The sequence below is a fragment of the Comamonas sp. A23 genome (genome assembly GCF_004522605.1).
Lineage (GTDB): Bacteria > Pseudomonadota > Gammaproteobacteria > Burkholderiales > Burkholderiaceae_C > Comamonas > Comamonas thiooxydans.
Window position 1 is genome coordinate 432,172 of sequence record NZ_RSDT01000003.1, and the last position, 17,575, is coordinate 449,746.

At 64.0% G+C, this 17,575-nt stretch carries 15 protein-coding genes and 1 other RNA gene; 6 read left to right on the forward strand and 10 right to left on the reverse strand.

Annotated elements, in window-relative coordinates; all coding sequences use genetic code 11:
• Window positions 1-26: 26 nt before the first annotated feature.
• Window positions 27-305 (reverse strand): hypothetical protein, encoded by a 279-nt coding sequence (locus EIC84_RS10270; protein WP_003068135.1) that lies wholly within the window; start codon window positions 303-305, stop codon window positions 27-29.
• Window position 306: 1 nt separating this feature from the next.
• A complete protein-coding gene (locus EIC84_RS10275; protein WP_003068137.1) occupies window positions 307-573 on the reverse strand; it encodes a DUF2164 domain-containing protein in 267 nt (88 codons plus the stop codon).
• A gap of 241 nt (window positions 574-814) precedes the next feature.
• On the opposite strand from EIC84_RS10275, the gene EIC84_RS10280 reads away from it, so the two are divergent.
• Together EIC84_RS10280 and EIC84_RS10285 are read left to right on the forward strand one after the other, a co-directional pair.
• Window positions 815-1,789: a quinone oxidoreductase gene (locus EIC84_RS10280; protein WP_003068139.1), complete on the forward strand. Its 975-nt coding sequence runs from the start codon at window positions 815-817 to the stop codon at window positions 1,787-1,789.
• A gap of 15 nt (window positions 1,790-1,804) precedes the next feature.
• Window positions 1,805-2,749 (forward strand): LysR family transcriptional regulator, encoded by a 945-nt coding sequence (locus EIC84_RS10285; protein ID WP_003068141.1) that lies wholly within the window; start codon window positions 1,805-1,807, stop codon window positions 2,747-2,749.
• Window positions 2,750-2,827: 78 nt separating this feature from the next.
• Here the strand turns inward: EIC84_RS10285 and EIC84_RS10290 are convergent, their stop codons facing one another.
• The 3 genes from EIC84_RS10290 to cysK all read right to left on the reverse strand — a co-directional run bounded on the left by EIC84_RS10290 (window position 2,828) and on the right by cysK (window position 7,420).
• Window positions 2,828-4,069 carry a hypothetical protein gene (locus EIC84_RS10290; protein WP_003068142.1) on the reverse strand — a complete coding sequence of 414 codons (1,242 nt, stop codon included), beginning with the start codon at window positions 4,067-4,069 and terminating at the stop codon, window positions 2,828-2,830.
• Between the two features lie 383 nt (window positions 4,070-4,452).
• Window positions 4,453-6,297, reverse strand: coding sequence for an ABC transporter ATP-binding protein (locus tag EIC84_RS10295; RefSeq protein WP_003068144.1), 1,845 nt, complete (start codon window positions 6,295-6,297; stop codon window positions 4,453-4,455).
• A gap of 202 nt (window positions 6,298-6,499) precedes the next feature.
• A complete protein-coding gene (cysK, locus tag EIC84_RS10300; RefSeq protein WP_003068146.1) occupies window positions 6,500-7,420 on the reverse strand; it encodes a cysteine synthase A in 921 nt (306 codons plus the stop codon).
• A gap of 156 nt (window positions 7,421-7,576) precedes the next feature.
• On the opposite strand from cysK, the gene EIC84_RS10305 reads away from it, so the two are divergent.
• Window positions 7,577-8,518, forward strand: a complete 942-nt coding sequence (locus EIC84_RS10305) for a LysR family transcriptional regulator (RefSeq protein WP_003068150.1) — start codon at window positions 7,577-7,579, stop codon at window positions 8,516-8,518.
• Between the two features lie 189 nt (window positions 8,519-8,707).
• On the opposite strand, the gene EIC84_RS10310 is transcribed toward EIC84_RS10305, so the two are convergent.
• The 3 genes from EIC84_RS10310 to EIC84_RS10320 all read right to left on the reverse strand — a co-directional run bounded on the left by EIC84_RS10310 (window position 8,708) and on the right by EIC84_RS10320 (window position 12,158).
• Complete coding sequence (locus EIC84_RS10310) at window positions 8,708-10,072, reverse strand: amidase (protein ID WP_134737310.1); 1,365 nt, start codon at window positions 10,070-10,072, stop codon at window positions 8,708-8,710.
• A gap of 14 nt (window positions 10,073-10,086) precedes the next feature.
• Window positions 10,087-10,764, reverse strand: a complete 678-nt coding sequence (locus EIC84_RS10315) for a DUF2848 domain-containing protein (RefSeq protein WP_003070810.1) — start codon at window positions 10,762-10,764, stop codon at window positions 10,087-10,089.
• Between the two features lie 74 nt (window positions 10,765-10,838).
• Entirely contained in the window at window positions 10,839-12,158 is a 1,320-nt protein-coding gene (locus EIC84_RS10320) for an MFS transporter (RefSeq protein ID WP_003070808.1), read from the reverse strand.
• A 413-nt stretch (window positions 12,159-12,571) separates the two neighbouring features.
• Here EIC84_RS10320 and EIC84_RS10325 point away from each other — a divergent pair, with 413 nt between their 5' ends.
• On the forward strand, window positions 12,572-12,736 hold the full coding sequence (locus EIC84_RS10325; RefSeq protein WP_237704523.1) for a hypothetical protein: 165 nt from the start codon (window positions 12,572-12,574) through the stop codon (window positions 12,734-12,736).
• On the opposite strand, the gene EIC84_RS10330 is transcribed toward EIC84_RS10325, so the two are convergent.
• A complete protein-coding gene (locus EIC84_RS10330) occupies window positions 12,720-13,634 on the reverse strand; it encodes a DMT family transporter (RefSeq protein WP_034363475.1) in 915 nt (304 codons plus the stop codon). The two genes, EIC84_RS10325 and EIC84_RS10330, sit on opposite strands and share 17 nt — an antisense overlap.
• A 91-nt stretch (window positions 13,635-13,725) precedes the next feature.
• Between EIC84_RS10330 and EIC84_RS10335 the strand changes: the two genes are divergently transcribed.
• Both EIC84_RS10335 and rnpB read left to right on the forward strand, forming a co-directional pair.
• On the forward strand, window positions 13,726-14,550 hold the full coding sequence (locus EIC84_RS10335; protein WP_003070803.1) for a helix-turn-helix domain-containing protein: 825 nt from the start codon (window positions 13,726-13,728) through the stop codon (window positions 14,548-14,550).
• A gap of 21 nt (window positions 14,551-14,571) precedes the next feature.
• Window positions 14,572-14,909: RNase P RNA component class A (gene rnpB, locus EIC84_RS10340), an RNA gene on the forward strand.
• 44 nt (window positions 14,910-14,953) lie between these two features.
• Here the strand turns inward: rnpB and EIC84_RS10345 are convergent.
• On the reverse strand, window positions 14,954-17,422 hold the full coding sequence (locus tag EIC84_RS10345; protein ID WP_003070800.1) for a TonB-dependent siderophore receptor: 2,469 nt from the start codon (window positions 17,420-17,422) through the stop codon (window positions 14,954-14,956).
• Window positions 17,423-17,575: the final 153 nt, after the last annotated feature.

The following is a 17,575-nucleotide window of genomic DNA, read 5'->3' on the forward strand; positions in this document are numbered from 1 at the left end:
GCGATGGTATGCCAGCCGGCCCCGTCTTACTCGCTGTCCAGCCGTGCTTGCGACAGCTCCTGTTCGAACAAGGCATGGCCTTTGGCCCAGCCGCCACCCCAGATCAGGTCCATGATCCCGGCCAGTGCTTCCAGACGCGGTTCATCGAGGTCCGAGCGCGCATGCTCGGCCTGGAACAGGCGATAGAGCGCGGCCTGGCTCATGCCTTCATCCCTGAGGGCATGAGCCAGTTTCTCCAACGCCGCCGCAGTCGGTGCCGGCTGGTCTGGCCGCAGAGCTGCTTGCAGGCGTCTGGCTGGAGTCATTTCAGCGCTTGCCTGTGCGCTTGGCCGTCCAGTAGCTGAATTCTTCCTTGCCGACTTCATAGTCCAGCTCCTGCAGCCTGGCCTGCAGGTTTTCCTGCACATCGGCCACGGCACGGTTGTAGATGCTGGGGCCTATTTCCGCGAGAAAGAAATTCAGCAGGGCACCGGATTGCATATTGCCTATGGGTTCGTCCATGTTTTCGCGGAAATAGCGTTCTATGGAGGCAATGGCCTGCTGCTGCGCATGTTTGGGGAGTTCTATGCTCATTGATCAAGCTTTCTTGTAAATTTTCTTTCGCTTCAAGCGTCGGATTCTTCTTCAGTTGACTAACTAACTTGTCTCGCAGCTGGCGGTGTGACAGTGGCAGTCCGCTTCGTGGCTTCGGCCAAGCACGGAGCGTCATGCGGTGATTGCTGCACCACATGCACTTATTATGTGCATGCGCTCATGTTGATGCACACAGATGGCATGAATACGATGGTTTCTTCATCATTCCCAAGGAAAAGCCATGGCTGTCGCCATTCGAATCTACAGCTCAGGTGCGCCCGAAGTGATGCAGCTCGAAGAGCTGGATCTGCCGTCACCGGGGCCGGGCGAAGTTCTGCTCGAGCAGACCGCCATCGGTGTCAATCCTCTGGATGTCAATCAGCGCAAAGGGCTGGTCCCGATTGCATTGCCTTCGGGACTGGGTCTGGAGGGCGCGGGAACCGTGGCAGCCGTGGGCTCGGGAGTGTCGGGCCTGAAGTCGGGGGACCGTGTCGGCTACGCAACCGGGCCGCTGGGCGCGTATGCCAGTGCGCGCTTGTTCCCCGCTGATCGTTTGATCCGGCTTCCGGACAGTCTCGCGGATGATGCTGCCGCGTCGGTCCTGTTCAAGGGCATCACGGCCCAGTATCTGCTCAAGACCACGGGCCAGGTGAAGCAGGGCAGCTGCGTACTGATCTATGGCGCTGCGGGGGCGCTGGGGCAGCTGATGTGCGCCTGGGCAAGGCACCTGGGAGCCCAGGTACTGGGCGTCGTTTCCAAGCCGGCCAGCGTGGAGCGCGCCAAGGCTGCGGGCTGCGACCAGGTGTTTGTCTTTGATGCGCAGACACTGCCATCCCTGGTGATGCAGGCCACGCAGGGCCGAAAGGTGGATGTGGTCTACGACTCCATCGGAAAGGACACATTCCTGGCTTCGCTGGACTGCCTGCGACCCAGAGGGCTGATGGTGTCGTTTGGTGCCACATCGGGCCTGCCGCCAGCCGTCGAGGTGGGCGTGCTCAATGCCAAGGGTTCGCTGTTTCTGACCCGTCCGTCTCTGGCCGCGCATACGGCAACGACAGAGGAGTACCAGAGCCGTGCGCAGGACGTGTTGGATGCCATCGCAGCCGGCATACTCACGCCTCGCATATGGAAAAGCTATGCGCTCAAGGACGCAGCCCTGGCGCACGCAGACCTGGAGCAAGGACGCTCGCAAGGCTCGATCATCCTCACCCCCTGAATCGCTATAGACACCATGGAGATATTCGACAGCCAGCACACGGATGAGCTCGCCACGCTGGTCGCACTGGCGGACCAGGGCTCGTTTGCCGCTGCGGGACGATTGCTGGCGCGTCACCCTTCGGTGCTCTCCAAGCGCATGCAGGCGCTCGAGCGAAGACTGGGCGTGCGTCTGGTGGAGCGCACCACGCGCCAGCTGCATTTCACCAACGAGGGCTGGCGACTTGTCGAAAAGCTGCGCCAGGCTGCCCATCTGATTCGGGATGCAGAGCAGGAAGCAGCGCAGGGAGCGCAGGAAATACGGGGGCGCCTGCGCTTGTCCATGCCCGCGACGATGGGGCGGCGGTGGATCAGCCCCATGCTGGCGGATTTTTCCCTGGCCTACCCGGAAGTGGCGCTCGAAGTGGAGTACAGCGAGCGCATCGTGGACATTGTGGGAGAGCGTTTTGACGCCGCCATACGTATCGGCAATCTGGCGGACAGCCGGCTGGTTGCCACGCGGCTATGCGATCAGTACCGCCTTCTGTGTGCATCATCCAGCTATCTTGAGCGCCATGAAGCGCCAGACAGGCCTGCAGATCTCGTCCGTCACAACTGCCTGGGCTACACCGGCCTCCTGGACTTTCCGCAATGGCGACTGGTTCAGTCGGCAGGAAAGAAGGTCGCCAGTGTTGCCGAATCAGTGCGCGTCAGCGGCTCCATCCTCAGCAACGACAACGAAGCCTTGCTTCATGCGGCAATCAAAGGGGTGGGCATCATCGCCGGCAGTGACTGGCACCTCATGCCCTCCATCCATGCTGGAGAGCTGGTCCGCATACTGCCGCAATGGACATTGGGGGAAGCCGGCGGCATCTACTTGCTGCGACCTTCGGGGCAGTACAACACGGGCGCCATGAAGGCGTTCAAGCAATGGGTGACGGAGGCTTTCGCGGCGGCTCCCTGGCGGCCCTCAGACCGCTGAGGAGTCCTGCCTGCCCTGCTGCTTCAGGGCGATGAGTACAGGTCGCTCAAGGCCTGGAACTCGGTTGCCGCGCGAGGATCAGGAGCCGCTCTTGCTTCCCAGCCAGGCAGCGCTATTGAGAAAAAAGCGTACCAGCTCGCTTTGACGGCGGGCGCCGGTCTTGGAGAAGATGGAGCGCAGGTGAGCTCTTGCGGTATTGAGGCGAATGCCCAGCGCTTTGGCTGCTTCCTCCAGCGTCAGGCCGTGGGTCAGCTGTATCACCAGCGCGGTCTCCGCCGACGTGAGCTGAAACAGCTGCTGGGCCAGGTGCGCTGACGGATCGGCCTTGTCATCGGTGTTGCGCATGAACACCGCGACGCAGGGACGGCTCTTGGCCTCTGCGTTGTCACCCGAGGAAATGCTTTGGACCACAAGCCCCCAGTTGAGCTGACCCGAAGGACGGGCAATCGAGATGCCTTCGGTCATGACGGACGCGGATGCCAGGGAGGACAGCAAGGCATCCTTGACCAGTCGCTGGAGCTTTCGGTTGTCGCTGGCATATTCAGCCTCCAGCATGCCACCGGAGATCCTGAGTCCATCCTGAGCATCGAGAATGCCTTTGGCCGCAGGATTGCTTTCCAGCACTTGGCCATTCTGGTCCAGGATGACGACACCCACCATCAAGCGAGCCGTGACGGTGCTGTACAGCGACATGACCTGACGATCATGGTGCAGTGCCAGATGCATATTCAGCGCACGGCGGATGTGCGGCATGATCATGCGGCCCAGATCCAGATCCCGCTGACTGAAGGCCGGTTCCGACTCGGGGCGCGTGATCCGCAGGCCGTAGACACTGCCATCGGTGGTCACGATATCGGCAGCCATCACATGGAAAATATTGTGCACACGGCACCAGTCCTTGTAATAGACGCTGCTGCGCCATTCGTTTTCGGACATCAGGTCGGGAATGGTCTTGAATTGCTCCTTGGGCATGCCAAGGAATGGACTGTGCTCGCTGTAGACGTCGTGCGTAAGCAAGCCCTCGAGCCCTCCGGATGCGGTGATCGTCAAACCAATATTGTCTCCCTCGGTCTGGCGGATGATCAGCACCGCAAAATTGCTGCGCATATGCGTGCGAATCACCTCCAGGCAGGGAACCCAGGCCTCCGGCAAAGAAGCCGCATCGTAGAGGTGGTTGATGAATTCGCTGAAACGCTCCGCACTGATCAGCTCTGCTGTCTCTGGGCTCTGAACTCCGGAGATCGAGCCATCTTTGAGAGCAAAAGTCATTGAGGCTTGTGCGTAATCCATGGGTTTCAGTTTGCCGTAGGTGGGGCTCATTGCGTTGACCTCTTGCTGTCTCGCATTATCTGTGCCCCTCATCGACCTGCTTCGTTCAATGCCGTCGCATGAACGACACAAGCCATCTGACAGCTCTTGAACGGGGCGGTGTGTAGTACATGCTCCAGCAAACTGAGCATCGAATGTGCGGTGAACCTGTCCAGCAAATGGTTCAGAGCGCCCCTTTGTGATGCGGTCCATGGCGCAGAGGCTCATTCTCTTGCAAGCTGGAACTGAGACGTATTGACGCGTGTGGGATGGATGCATGCAAAAGGGGAGCGATGCTCCCCTTCTGATCTCTGGCGCACTCATGCAATGAGCGGTATGCACCCGTGTGCCAGGCGCTATGGGCGATTGTGGCCTGAACTCACGACAAGACCGGCCTATTGCACGGCTTCGTCCTGGTTGGCCAGGAAGCCGCCGCTCTGGTGCGCCCAGAGCTTGGCATAGATGCCGCCGCGCTGCAGCAGTTGCTGGTGCGTGCCTTCTTCCACGATATGGCCTTCGTTCATGACGATCAGGCGATCCATGGCAGCAATGGTGGACAGGCGGTGGGCGATGGCGATCACGGTCTTGCCGTCCATCAGCGAGTCCAGGCTTTCCTGGATGGCGGCTTCCACCTCGCTGTCCAGCGCGCTGGTGGCTTCGTCGAGCAGCAAAATGGGCGCATCCTTGAGCATCACGCGTGCAATCGCTACGCGCTGGCGCTGGCCGCCCGAGAGCTTGACGCCGCGCTCGCCGACCTGGGCGTCATAGCCGCTGCGGCCCTTGAGGTCGGTCAGCGTGGCGATGAAGTCAGAAGCCTCGGCCTTGTCGGCAGCAGCCTGCATCTCGGCTTCGCTCGCGTCGGGTCGGCCATAGAGGATGTTGTCACGCATGGAGCGGTGCAGCAGCGAGGTGTCCTGGGTCACCATGCCGATGGCACTGCGCAGACTGTCCTGCGTCACGCTGCGGATGTCCTGGCCGTCGATGGTGATGCGCCCGCCTTGCGGCTCGTGAAAGCGCAGCAGCAGATTGACCAGCGTGGACTTGCCCGCGCCCGAGCGACCGATCAGGCCGATGCGCTCGCCGGGACGGATGTGCAGGTTCAGATGGTCCAGCACCTTTTTACCGCCCACCTTGTAGCCAAAGCTCACATCCTCGAAGGCAATCGCTCCTCGCGTGACCTGCAGCGGCTTGGCGTCGGGTGCATCGACGATGGTACGCGGCTTGGTCAGCGTGGTGATGCCGTCCTGGATGGTGCCTACGTTCTCGAACAGGCCCGTCATCTGCCACATCACCCAGTGCGAGTAACCCATCAGCCGCAGCGCCATGGCAATCACGGCCGCCACCACGCCCGCAGATGCCTGAGCCTGCGTCCAAAGATATAGCGCCGTTCCGCCGCTGGCCAGCAGCAGCAGGGCAATCATCAGGTGGTTGGTGATCTCGAACAGGCTGACCAGACGCATCTGCGCATAGCCAGTGGCCTTGAAGGCTTCCATGGCATTGCGCGCATATTCGGCTTCGCGGCGCGTGTGAGCGAACAGCTTGACGGTGGCGATATTGGTATAGGCATCGGTGACGCGGCCCGTCATCATGGAGCGCGCATCTGCCTGCTCCTTGCCGATCTGGCCCAGGCGAGGCACAAAGTAGAAGCAGGCGGCGGCATAGGCGATGAACCACAGCGCAAACGGAATCATCAGCCGCCACTCGAAGCTGGCGGCCAGAATCAGAATGCCGATCATGTAGACGCCCACGCCCACAAACACATCCACCACCATGAACACCACTTCTCGCACCGACAGCGCGGTCTGCATGATCTTGGTGGTGATGCGGCCGGCAAACTCGTCCGCATAAAAGGACATGCTCTGGCCCAGCATCAGCTTGTGGAACACCCAGCGCAGCCGCATGGGAAAGTTGATGGCCAGCACCTGGTGCATGACGGTGGTGTGCAGGGCCAGCAGCACCACGCTGCCGAGCAGGATGGTGGCGATGCCAAGCACCGTGGCTTGCTGTTCGGCCCAGAAGTTGGCGGGCGAGACCGTGCCCAGCCAATCCACCACGCGGCCCATGATGGCGAACAGCACTGCTTCGTAGGCGGCCAGCAGTGCCGAGGTGAGGGTCATCAGACCAATCCAGCCGCGCATGCCCTGGGTACAGGCCCAGACAAAGGCAAAAAAACCTTTGGGCGGGACCTTGGGCTCCTGTGCTGGATAAGGTGGAACCTGCTTTTCAAAAAATCGGAACAAGATGGAAATTCTCCCGTGTCATGCTTGTGGCATATCTTGTCCCCATGGTAGGGGAGTGCCCCGGATTGGTGTCAAGCGAACTTGATGACCGCTTGTGCCATGGGCCATTGGTGCGGGCCTGATGAGCGCCTGGCGCGCTCGGGTATAGCGGGCAAAAAAACGCCGCACTGGGTGCGGCGTGGTAGCAGGGCGCGTAGCGCAATCAGGCGTTGGGCAAAAAGCCTTCCACCGACAGGTAGCGCTCACCCGTGTCGTAGGCAAAGCCCAGCACCCTGGCACTGGCTGGCAGCTCGGGCAGCTTCTGGGCAATGGCGGCCAGCGTGGCGCCCGAGGAAATGCCGACCAGCAGGCCTTCCTCGCGAGCGGCGCGGCGCGCGTATTCGCGTGCGGGCTCGGCCTCCACCTGAATCACGCCGTCGAGCAGGCTGACGTCCAGATTCTTGGGCACAAAGCCGGCGCCAATACCCTGGATGGGGTGAGGCGCGGGCTGACCTCCGGAGATCACGGGCGATGCGGCCGGCTCCACTGCATAGACCTTGAGATTGGGGAACTTGGCCTTGAGCACCTTGGCCACGCCGGACAGGTGACCGCCCGTGCCCACGCCGGTGATGAAGGCATCGAGGCCATCGGGGAAGTCGCGCAGGATTTCCTGGGCCGTGGTGGCCTCATGCACGGCCACGTTGGCGGGGTTCTCGAATTGCTGGGGAATCCAGGAGCCGGGCGTCTGGGCGGCCAGTTCCTGGGCGCGGGCGATGGCGCCCTTCATGCCTTTTTCCTTGGGAGTCAGGTCAAAGGATGCACCATAGGCCAGCATCAGGCGGCGGCGCTCGATGCTCATGCTCTCGGGCATGACCAGAATCAGCTTGTAGCCCTTGACGGCCGCGACCAGGGCCAGGCCCACGCCGGTGTTGCCGCTGGTGGGCTCGATGATGACGCCACCGGGTTTGAGCGCGCCGGATTTCTCGGCGTCTTCCACCATGGACAGCGCAATACGATCCTTGATGGAGCCGCCCGGGTTGCTGCGCTCGGACTTGATCCAGACGTTGGTATTGCTGCCGAACAGACGGTTGATGTGAATGACGGGCGTGTCGCCAATCGTTTGCAGAATGTTGTCAGCTCTCATCGGACCTCCGCGAATAAGGGATGGTGGGACAGTGGATCGCAGCGCAGGTTGTCTGCGCAGACACAGAGCATTGTGCACGCAAGCGTTCTGCGAATGGGCTATATCGATATGACCCGAAAAGTGGGCAAGGCCGCGGTCGATGATTAACATCGACCCATGAATCTACGGTTTCTGGAAACCTTTGTGCTGCTGGCCGAGCTGCGCAACTTCCGCATGACGGCCGAGCGGCTGTTCACCACACAGGCTGCCGTCTCCAGCCGCATTGCCACGCTGGAGCAGGAGTTCGGCGTGCGCCTGTTCGATCGCGGCGTGCGCGAGGTCACGCTCACGGCCGACGGCGCCAAGGCCCTGGTGCATGCCGAGCGCATGCTCAGGCTGATGCGCGAGATGCGCGAGGACATGCTGGACAAGCAGGCCTATGCGGGCGTGATCCGCATCGGCGCCATCGAATCCATCGTGCACAGCTGGTTCCCCGACTTTCTCGCGCTGCTGCAGCAGCGCTATCCGCGCCTGCAGGTGGAGATCGCCTGCGACACCACCATCCATATGTCGGAGCAGCTGCTCAAGGGCCAGCTCGATGTCTCGCTGCAGGCCAAGCCCGTCTCCGGTGGTGCCATCGCCAATCTGTCGCTGGGCGAGTTCGCCATGGCCTGGGTGGGCAGCCCCAAGCTGGGCATAGGCGACGAGACCCTGAGCCTGGCCGAGCTGGCGGCTTTTCCCATCATGAGCTTTGCGCGCGGTTCAGAGCCGTATGCGGTGATCGAGCAACTGTTCAGCGCCGAAGGCAGCGCCTCGCCGCACATGAACTGCATTGCTTCTGTGGCGACCATGATCCGCGTGGTCTGCGACGGCCTGGGCGTGGCGGCCGTGCCGCCGGCCATCATCCAGCGCGAGCTGGCCGAGCAGCGCCTGCGCCTGCTGCGCGTGGATCGCGAGTTTCCTTCGCTGCCGTTGGTGGCCTGCTGGCGCAACGATCACCAAAACCCGCTGGCCGAAACCGTGGTGCGCGCCGCCGAAGAGGTGGCCACGGCCTTTGCGCTGAACCACGGCCAGGCCGTGGCGCGGCTGCCGGGAACCCGTCTGGCAGGGGACGCATAAAGTGCAGGAATTGCGCAGGCCAGGAGCGGGCACAGCTTGCGCCGATGTCAAGACCCGCCGTGCAGGCTTGAGTATCTGGTACTGAACAAAAAAGGAGCTGCTACCGCCTGTTGCCTATCGATTTCAGAGTGTTTTCTGTCTGAAATAGATTGCAGTCAAGCGCTAGCAGCTCCTATTTTTGCTCAGCAATCAGGCTTGGGCGAGCAAAGCCTCGACGGCCAGTGCCACCGACAGCAGGCGTTGGTCCTGACCGGCCGTGCCGGCCAGGCTCAGGCCCACGGGCGCTTCACCCGCGCGGTGGCAGGGCAGGGACACCGCGCAGCCGTCGAGGAAGTTGATCAGCGTGGGATTGCGCAGCATCAGCCCGTTGGCCGCGAAATAGGCTTCGTCGCTGGCCTCAAGCTCGGCAATCTTGGGCGCGATCACGGGCACCGTGGGCATGAGCATCAGGTCGTGATCGGCCATCTGCGCCTGGACCCGGGCAATCCACTGCTGGCGGAGTGCCAGCAGCTCGATATAGTCGGCCGCACTGATGTCCTTGCCGCGCAGAATGCGTGTGCCCACGCGCGGATCGTATTCGGCCAGGCGGCCGGCGCCGTCGATATGGCTGCGGTGCCAGGCCCAGGCCTCGGCGGCGGTGAAGCCGCCCTTGGCATTGATCTGCGCAAGCTCGGAGAAGGGCGGCACCACGGCCTCGGTGATCTGCACGCCGGTCGCGTACAGCAGCGACAGCGCGCGCTGCCAGGCCGCGGCCACGGCGCTGTCCATGCCGTCCAGCACCACATTCGTGGGCACCAGCAGGCGCAGGCCCTGCAGCGAGGCCGCGTGCAGCTCGCCATGCGGCTCGCCCGACAGCACCGCGTCCAGCGCGGCGCAGCAGCGCACGCTGGGCGCCAGCGGGCCTATGGAGTCGAGGTTGGCAGACAGCGGCAGCACGCCCTGCATGGAAACGCGCCGCGCCGTGGGCTTGAAGCCGGTCAGGCCGCACAGCGCCGAGGGAATGCGCACCGAGCCGCCGGTGTCCGAGCCGATGGCGGCCAGCGCCATGCCGTCGGTCACCGAGATGGCCGCGCCCGAGGACGATCCGCCGGGAATGCGGCCGCCGTCGATATCACGCTGCCAGGGATTGCGCGGCGTGCCGTAGTGCGGATTCAGCCCCAGGCCCGAGTAGGCAAACTCGGTCATATTGGTGGTGCCCACGATGACCGCGCCCGCGCGGCGCAGGCGCTGCACGACTTCGGCCGTTTGCGTGGCGGGTGCGGCATCGGCCAGCAGTCTGGAGCCGCCCAGCGTGGGGTGGCCCGCGATGTCGAACAGATCCTTGACCGAGATGGGCAGGCCTTCCAGGGGCGAGCGCGCCAGGCCGGCCGCGCGCAGCACATCGCTGGCGCGGGCTTCGGCCAGGGCCTGCTCGCGCAGCACGCGGGTGAACACGCGCGGGCCTTCGCCTTGCGTGGCGCGCTCCAGGGCCTGCTCGGTCAGTTGTACGGCGCTGGTCTGGCCTTGGGCCAGGTGCTCGGAGACCTGGTCCAGGCGGGGAGAGACTGAAGTCATGGGTAGCTCCGTGTTCAGGCGACGATGTCCAGCAGCTCGCTGCGGTAGCGGTGGCGGATGCTGCGCTGGCTGCGCGGGTCATGCAGCTCCATGGCGAACTGCGTGGCAGGGCGTATGCCGCCGATGGCGGCCATGGTGCCGCAGGTCATGCCGCTGCCTTCGGGCAGCTGGCTCTGGCCGCCGGTGTAGCCCGCGATCAGGTCCTGGGGCGTGCGCAGGCTGGCCAGCGTGCCTTCCTGGTACAGCACTTCGCGGCCGTCCTCCACGATCCACGAGCGCAGGATCAGCTCGTCCCAGTGGCCGGCCACATCGGCAAAGCGCCAGGCCTGGGTGGCCACGGGCTTGATGCAGGCCTGCTTGGAGAAGGCCACGCTATAGGCCTCGAGCTTGCGGTCGGTGTGGTCCGAGGCCAGGCTCACGAACATCTCGCCGCCGTGGCTGAAGACGAAGACCTCGGCCTCGCCCGAGGAGTCCGGGCCCAGCACCTGCAGCGTGCTGCTCTGGCTCAGCTGGTTGCTGGCGATGCGGTAGTACAGCGGCACGGCGCTGGGGCGCGGAATGCCGAGCGCGGCCAGTTCCTCGATATGGTGCTCGATGGCCGCATGGTCGCGTCCGGCCCAGCCGGCGACGATCAGGGTGTCGAAGATGGGGGCCAGGGTCTGGCCTTCGGGGGTGGTGAATTGCAGTTGCATGGCGAAAAGCTCAAAAAGGGGGAGGCGGGGCCGTGGGCCCCGCACAGCGGCGCTGCGCAGGCAGCGTCAGGCGGTCACTGCTTCTTGACGAAGAGCACGACCAGGAAAGCGGCGAGGAACTCCAGCGCGGCCACGAAGTACAGCCCCGAGGACAGCGAGCCGGTGCTGGTCTTGAGCGCGCCGATCATGTAGGGCGCCACAAAGCCGGCCAGGTTGCCGATGGAGTTGATGAGGGCGATGCCGCCAGCGGCCGCCGTGCCGGCCAGAAAGGCCGAGGGAATGGACCAGAACACGGGGAAGGCAGCGAGGATGCCGACGGAGGCCAGCGTCAGCGCGCACAGGGCCAGCACGGCGTCGTGCAGGAACATGCCGGTCAGGATCAGGCCTGTGGCGGCGATGAGCGCGGGGATGGCGCTGTGCATGCGGCGCTCGCCGGTCTTGTCCGAATGCATGCCGTTCCAGACCATGGCCAGCGTGCCGGCCAGGAAGGGAATGGCCGAGATCAGGCCGATCTGCAGATTGTTCTGGATGCCGATCTCCTTGATGATGGACGGTGACCAGAAGGCGATCGTGGCGTTGCCGCTGACGATGCAGAAGTACACGGCGGCACACAGCCAGACACGGTAGTTGCGGCAGGCGTCGGCGAAGGAATGCTGCTTGTGGCCTTGCTGACTCTCCTGGGCCACGGCGGCGCTGACGGCGCGCTGCTCGGCGGCGCTCAGCCACTTGGCGTTCTCGGGTTTCTCGGGCAGCCAGGCCAGCACGAAGAAGCCGGCGATCACCGAGGGGATGCCTTCAAGGATGAATAGCCATTGCCAGTTGGCCAGATGGCCCACGTCCTGCATGCCGTTCATGATGGCGCCCGCGATCGGGCCGCCCACGGCGCCGGCGATGGCGAACGAGGTCATGAACAAGCCGTTGATGCGCGCGCGGTGGCGGGCCGGGAACCAGTAGGTCAGATACAGCACCACGCCGGGGAAGAAGCCCGCCTCGACCACGCCCAGGATGAAGCGCAGCACATAGAACATGGTGGGCGTGGTCACATAGGCCATGGCCATGGAAGCCGCGCCCCAGAGGATGGTGATGCGCGCCAGCGTCTTGCGTGCGCCGATCCTCTCCAGCAGCAGATTGCTGGGCACTTCGAACAGGAAATAGCCGATAAAGAAGATGCCGGCGCCCAGGCCGTAGACAGCCTCGCTGAACTGCAGGTCCTGCAGCATCTGCAGCTTGGCGAAGCCGACGTTGACGCGGTCTATCCAGGCCAGGACAAAGAGAAAGACCAGAAAGGGGATCAGGCGCCAGGTGATCTTGCGGTAGGTGGCGTCCATGTCGGGGTGCGCGTGCGCACCGGCATGGCCGGCAAGAGGGTGGGTGGCGGAAGCCGGGCTGCTCATGGGGAGTCTCCTGTATGCGAAAGTGCAGCGGGCACATGGGGCGCTTTTGCCGGCGCTCCTGTGTGTCTTGGAACAGTGGAATGCGGCGCGGGCCGGTGTTCCTGTGGCGGCAGTATCGAAAGGCAGCGAGGGGCTGTCCAACAAGAAATTCTGAGCGGCCCTGAATGCAAATTCTTATGAGCAGAGGTGGTGCGGGCTTTGCACCGGCATGAGGCAGGCGTGCACCGATAAAGCACGGGAAAACCCTAGGGGTCATGCGTACCCGATCGCGCTGCCGTCCGCTCAAAACCCCGGTCTGCGCCTGGTGTCGGGGATTGGCGATTGATTCACATCAAGCCTAGGGGCGATGGTGTTTCCCCTGGGGCCTGCAATCGGGAACAATGGGGCAAAGTCTGTTTGAGGGAGGACTGTTCTTGCTCACGTTCAACACAATTCTGGTGCTGCTGGGGGCCTGCTGCGTAGGCCTGCTGGTCGGTTTTTCCTGGCGCGAGCAGCGCTGGGGCCCCTGGGTCATGCTGGTGTTCGTGGTGAGTCTGCTGTCGCTGATGAGCTACGCGATTCTCAATCTGCTGCTTTAGCACCGCAGGCCAAGGCGGGACGCGCGCGCAGCGGGGCCTTCCACAGCTCGGCCAGCAGCAGACCGGCAATCGTCATGATGCCGCCCACGGCATGGTAGGCCGCCAGGGGCTCGTTCAGGGCGAATGCCGCGATCAGGGCGGTGAATACGGGGATCAGATTGAAGAACATGCTCGATCGCCCGGGCCCCAGCGTCTGCACCGCCTTCATCCACAGCAGCGGTGCGGCGATGGAGGCCATGATGCCGGCGTAGCCGACCAGCGGCAGGTTGCTGGCGTCAAGCCCGGTCTTGGGCGAGAAGAGATAGAGCGGGAACTGCACGACTACGGCAACCAGCACCTGCAGATACAGCAGCTGCACCGTGGCCAGGCGCGGCATGGGCCAGCGCTTGAGCAGGATGTTGTAGACCGCATAGGCCAGCATGGCCAGGAACATCATGGCGTCGCCCAGGTTCAGGCCCTCGGAAGCCAGATGGCTGAGCCGGCCCGATGAAACCACCAGCGCGACTCCCAGGATCGCCAGCAATGAGCCCCAGATGCCGCCATGCGTCAGCGGCTGGCCCAGCATGAACACGGCCAGGGCCAGCACCAGCATGGGCGTGAGCGAGCCGATGATGCCCATGTGCGTGGCCGTGGTGAAGTGGGCGGCGTAATAGGCCAGGCTTTGGTAGATGACCATGCCCAGCACGCCCAGCACGACGATCCGTGGTAGCAGGGGCTTGATGTCGGCGCGCTGGCGCCAGATCGAGGGCAGGACGAAGGGCGTGAACAGCACGGCGGCCACCAGCCAGCGAAAGAACCCGATCTCGGCCGCGCTAATGCTGTCTGCGGCCAGCTTGCTGACCACGGTGTTGACCGACCAGATCAGCACCGCGCCCAGTGGTAATAGGTATGCACCCATATGAAACTCCTTGAGGTGCTTATGATGCGCTTGACGTATTTGAAGCGCATTGCTGATTTCAGACATTTCATAACTCAAGCCGGACGAACCCATGCCTGCCTCTGCCCCGACTCCCGGCCCGGCCGCCAAGCGGTATGCCGTACAGATACTGGACACCGACAAAGTGCCTGGCAGCTATTACTTCCGCTATGACGAGTTCGGCGAACACAGCGAGGCTCCGCCGCACAGCCACCGCTGGGGGCATCTGAACTATGCGGCCCACGGCAGCCTGAACATGGATGTGCCCACGGGTCATATCCTGTGCCCGCCGCAGCACGGAGTGTGGATTCCGCCGGGCGTGGTGCACAGCTGCTATCTGCAGCATGCGGTGCAGTACCGCTCCGTCTATCTGGCCCCTGATCTGTGTGCGGACCTGCCGCAGACGGCGGGCTGCATGCGCCTGGGACCCATCGTCAAGGCCGTGCTCGCGGACTTCGGTGCCCGAGGCGTGCAGATCCCGGTGACGGACGCCGATCTGCGGTTGGCCCGGGTGGTGCATGACCAGTTACGAGCCACGCCGCTGGAGCTGAGCTTTCTGCCCGTGGCCCGGCATCCCGCGCTGGTGCAGGTGCTGGACGCCATGCAGTCGCGCCCCGACGACCACCGCAGCCTGGCCGAATGGGCCGAGACCGTGCACATGACGGAGCGCACGCTGGCACGCCACTGCCAGCGCGAGCTGGGCATGAGTCTGGGCGAATGGCGCCAGCGCATGCGTTATCTGCAGGCCATCGACGCGCTGGAGGCCGGCCACACCGTGCAGCAGATCGCCTACGATCTGGGCTACAGCACGCCCTCGGCCTTTATTGCCATGTTCCAGCGCGAGTCCGGCCTGCCTCCCGAGCAGTTCAGGCGCGAGTTCTGTGCAAGTTCTTTCTGAACGCGGGATAATGCGCGCCGTGAAGTGCGCCAGACCGCCGCTGGTACAAGTGCCGAAAGGCCGTACTGGAGGAACGTCCGGACTGCATAGGGCGGCGTAGCAGCTAACAGCTGTCCACCGTGAGGTGAGGATCAGAGCAACAGAGACGAGTCTGGCAGGAGTGCCGCAAGGCAGACCAACCAGGGTGAAACGGGCAATCTCTACGCGCAGCAATACCAAGTAGGCACACGTTGACGGGGCCCCCGGAGTGTGCGGGTAGGTAGCACCGAGCCATCGGGCGACTGATGGCCAAGATTAATGGCGGTCACATGGCGGGCAACCGTTGTGCACAGAATCCGGCTTATCGGCGCACTTCACACTTTCTTCCATGCCCCGCCACTGGCGGGGCATTTTCATTGGCGGGTCAGAACTGGTATCGCGCGGTCAGCAGAACCTTGCGCGGCAGGCCGAAATAGTTGCCGCCGTTGTTTGTGCCCAGAGTCTCGAAATAGCGACGATCGAACAGGTTGCTGATGTTCACCTGCAGGTCCAGTTGCTGGTTCACGCGCCAGCCGACCACCAGGTCGGTCACAGCATAGGCCGGTTGTCGGATGACATAGCCCTCAGCGCTGGTCAGCGACTCGGACGTGGTGCGGGTCTGGTAGCGCAGGCCGCCGCCCGCGCGCCATGCGCCCAGCTCGCCGCCCAGGTGGTACATGGCGGACAGCTTGAGCTGGTGGCGCGGCGTGTAGCTGGCATAGGGCGCACCCTTGACGCCTTCGGTGCTGTCGCTGGCGATCTGGGCCTGGGTGAAGGTGTAGCCAAAACCGGCATTCAGGCGCGGCAGGATCTCGCCGCTGATGTCCACGTCCAGCCCCTTGCTCCTGACCTTGCCGACGGAGCGGTAGCAATTGGTCTTCACCGTGCAGGAGTTGATGTCCGTAATGGCCTGGGGCAGGTTGTCCTGCGTGGTGTTGAACACGGCAACGGCCAGGTTCACGCGGTCGTCCAGATAGCTGCCCTTGAGGCCCAGCTCGAAATTGCGGCCTTCCACCGGCGGCAGCATGCTGCCCGAGACATCGAGAAAATCCTGTGGTCGGAAGATGCTGGTGTAGCTGGCATAGGCCGAGTAGGTCTTGTTGATGTCATAGGTCAGCGCCACATAGGGGGTGGCGCGGGCTTTCTCGCTGAATTCGCGTTCGCGGCTCCAGCTGCCCTGGCGCTGGGCGTTGGTGAAGTCATACCAATCCAGGCGTGCACCGGCGATCAGGTTCAGCGGCTCGGCCAGCAGGAAGCGGCCCGTGGCGTAGGCCGAGGTCAGCGTGGTCTTCTGGCGGCGGGTCCACAGGTCTTCGGCCAGCATTGTGGACCGGTCCAGCGAGTCCGGGTTCCAGGTGGTGGGATCGACGCCATTGGCGATCAGCCACTCACCGGTGGGCGACAGGTAGCTGTAGCCCTGGTCGCTCCAGCGGATGGTGCGGCGGCTGACACCGAAGGCCAGGTCGTGCTCGCGGCCGAACAGGCGCACGGGGCCCTGGGCCGAGGCATCCAGGCTGAGCTGGCGCTTGTCGTAGTCGTACACGCCGCCAGCCACGTCGTAGCGCGTGCGGCCCAGTTCGTCGAGGCCGCCCGAGACCAGGTAGGCGCCGTCCAGTGCGGACTTGGCCTGCAGGGCGCGGGCGGCCAGCCTGGCTTTCCAGCCGCTGTCGAAGCGGCGCTCCAGGTCGGCAAAGAGGCTGACTTCCTTCTTGTCCCATTTGCTCCACGAAGGCGAGAAGCGCTGCGACCTCGGTATGCCGAGGAAGGATCCATCGAAGCCCATGGGCACGCCCATCCATTGCGAGCCGGGGTTGTCTTCGTTGACATAGGAGCCGCCCACGCTCAGCGTGGTGTCACGGCCCAGGTCGAACTCGGTGGTGCCGTACAGCAGCTGGCGCTTGCTGCTGTAGCCGTCGACGAAGTGGTCGCGCGACTGCAGCGAGGCCACGACGCGCCCGCGTGCCGAGCCGTCCTCGTTGAAGGCTCCTCCCACATCGATCTCGCCCACGGCCTGGTTCCAGCTGCCGCCGCGCAGGGTGACCGAGCGCTGGGTGGTGCGCGGCGCGCGCTTGCGCACGAAATTGATCGTGCCCGAAGGATCGCCCACGCCCGTCATCAGCCCCGTGGGGCCGCGCACCACTTCCACGTGGTCGTACATGGCCATGGCGTCGTAGGTGGAGGTATCGGTTTCATACGAGACGGGCACACCGTCCTGCAGGAAGGAACCGATCACGAAGCCGCGCGAGAAATAGCGCGCCCGGTCGTCGCTCCAGCGGTTGATGGTGATGCCGGTGGCGCTGTTGGCCACGTCGTCGATGGACAGCATGCCCTGGTCGTCCATCTTCTGGCGTGTGACCACGGTGAGGGACTGGGGTGTCTCGCGGATGGACAGCGGCAGCTTGGTGGAGGTGCTCATCAGCCCCGTGGTGTAGGAGCCCGAGCCTTCGGTAGTCGTGGTCTCGCCCACGGCGGATACCGTGACTTCGGGCAGGGCGACGGTGCCGGCGGGCTTTCCCACCACCAGCGTGCCCTGACTCACATAGCCTTCCAGCCCGCTGCCGCGCAGCAGCCGGGCCACGGCGGAGGCCGTGCTCAGGCGCCCTTCCACGGCTGGTGCCCTGCGTCCCTGCACCAGCTCGGGCGCGGCCAGCAATTGCAGGCCGGCCTGGCGGGCCAGATGGGTCAGTGCCAGATCCAGCGGCTGGGCGGGGATGTGGAAGTCGGTGCTGGCGGCCGGGGGCGGCGCTGTCTGGGCCTGGGCGTCAGGAGGCAGCTGCAGGGCCAGCAGTGCGATGGCAGCAGCGACCGCATGGTGGTGGGCAAGGCGGGAAGGTTTGGATGAGGATGAAGACATGGAAGGTCCCGTGACGGATCTGGGCAATGGTGATTCCCGGGCTGCGGATGATTCGCGTTCCGGGGTCTTCATACCTTTACGAACGGGCGCCGACATTCCCTCATGCCTGACGCGCACATGCCGAGGTTTCGGCGAGGCCGAGGCCATCGGCGG

Bases quoted from the DNA above. Each gene is read 5' to 3' on its own strand.
- EIC84_RS10270 (WP_003068135.1), bottom strand. From the start codon at position 305: ATGACTCCAGCCAGACGCCTGCAAGCAGCTCTGCGGCCAGACCAGCCG.
- EIC84_RS10285 (WP_003068141.1), top strand. From the start codon at position 1,805: ATGGAGATATTCGACAGCCAGCACACGGATGAGCTCGCCACGCTGGTC.
- EIC84_RS10345 (WP_003070800.1), bottom strand. From the start codon at position 17,422: ATGTCTTCATCCTCATCCAAACCTTCCCGCCTTGCCCACCACCATGCG.
- EIC84_RS10330 (WP_034363475.1), bottom strand. From the start codon at position 13,634: ATGGGTGCATACCTATTACCACTGGGCGCGGTGCTGATCTGGTCGGTC.
- EIC84_RS10335 (WP_003070803.1), top strand. From the start codon at position 13,726: ATGCCTGCCTCTGCCCCGACTCCCGGCCCGGCCGCCAAGCGGTATGCC.
- EIC84_RS10320 (WP_003070808.1), bottom strand. From the start codon at position 12,158: ATGAGCAGCCCGGCTTCCGCCACCCACCCTCTTGCCGGCCATGCCGGT.
- EIC84_RS10275 (WP_003068137.1), bottom strand. From the start codon at position 573: ATGAGCATAGAACTCCCCAAACATGCGCAGCAGCAGGCCATTGCCTCC.
- EIC84_RS10280 (WP_003068139.1), top strand. From the start codon at position 815: ATGGCTGTCGCCATTCGAATCTACAGCTCAGGTGCGCCCGAAGTGATG.
- EIC84_RS10310 (WP_134737310.1), bottom strand. From the start codon at position 10,072: ATGACTTCAGTCTCTCCCCGCCTGGACCAGGTCTCCGAGCACCTGGCC.
- EIC84_RS10305 (WP_003068150.1), top strand. From the start codon at position 7,577: ATGAATCTACGGTTTCTGGAAACCTTTGTGCTGCTGGCCGAGCTGCGC.
- EIC84_RS10290 (WP_003068142.1), bottom strand. From the start codon at position 4,069: ATGAGCCCCACCTACGGCAAACTGAAACCCATGGATTACGCACAAGCC.
- EIC84_RS10315 (WP_003070810.1), bottom strand. From the start codon at position 10,764: ATGCAACTGCAATTCACCACCCCCGAAGGCCAGACCCTGGCCCCCATC.
- cysK (WP_003068146.1), bottom strand. From the start codon at position 7,420: ATGAGAGCTGACAACATTCTGCAAACGATTGGCGACACGCCCGTCATT.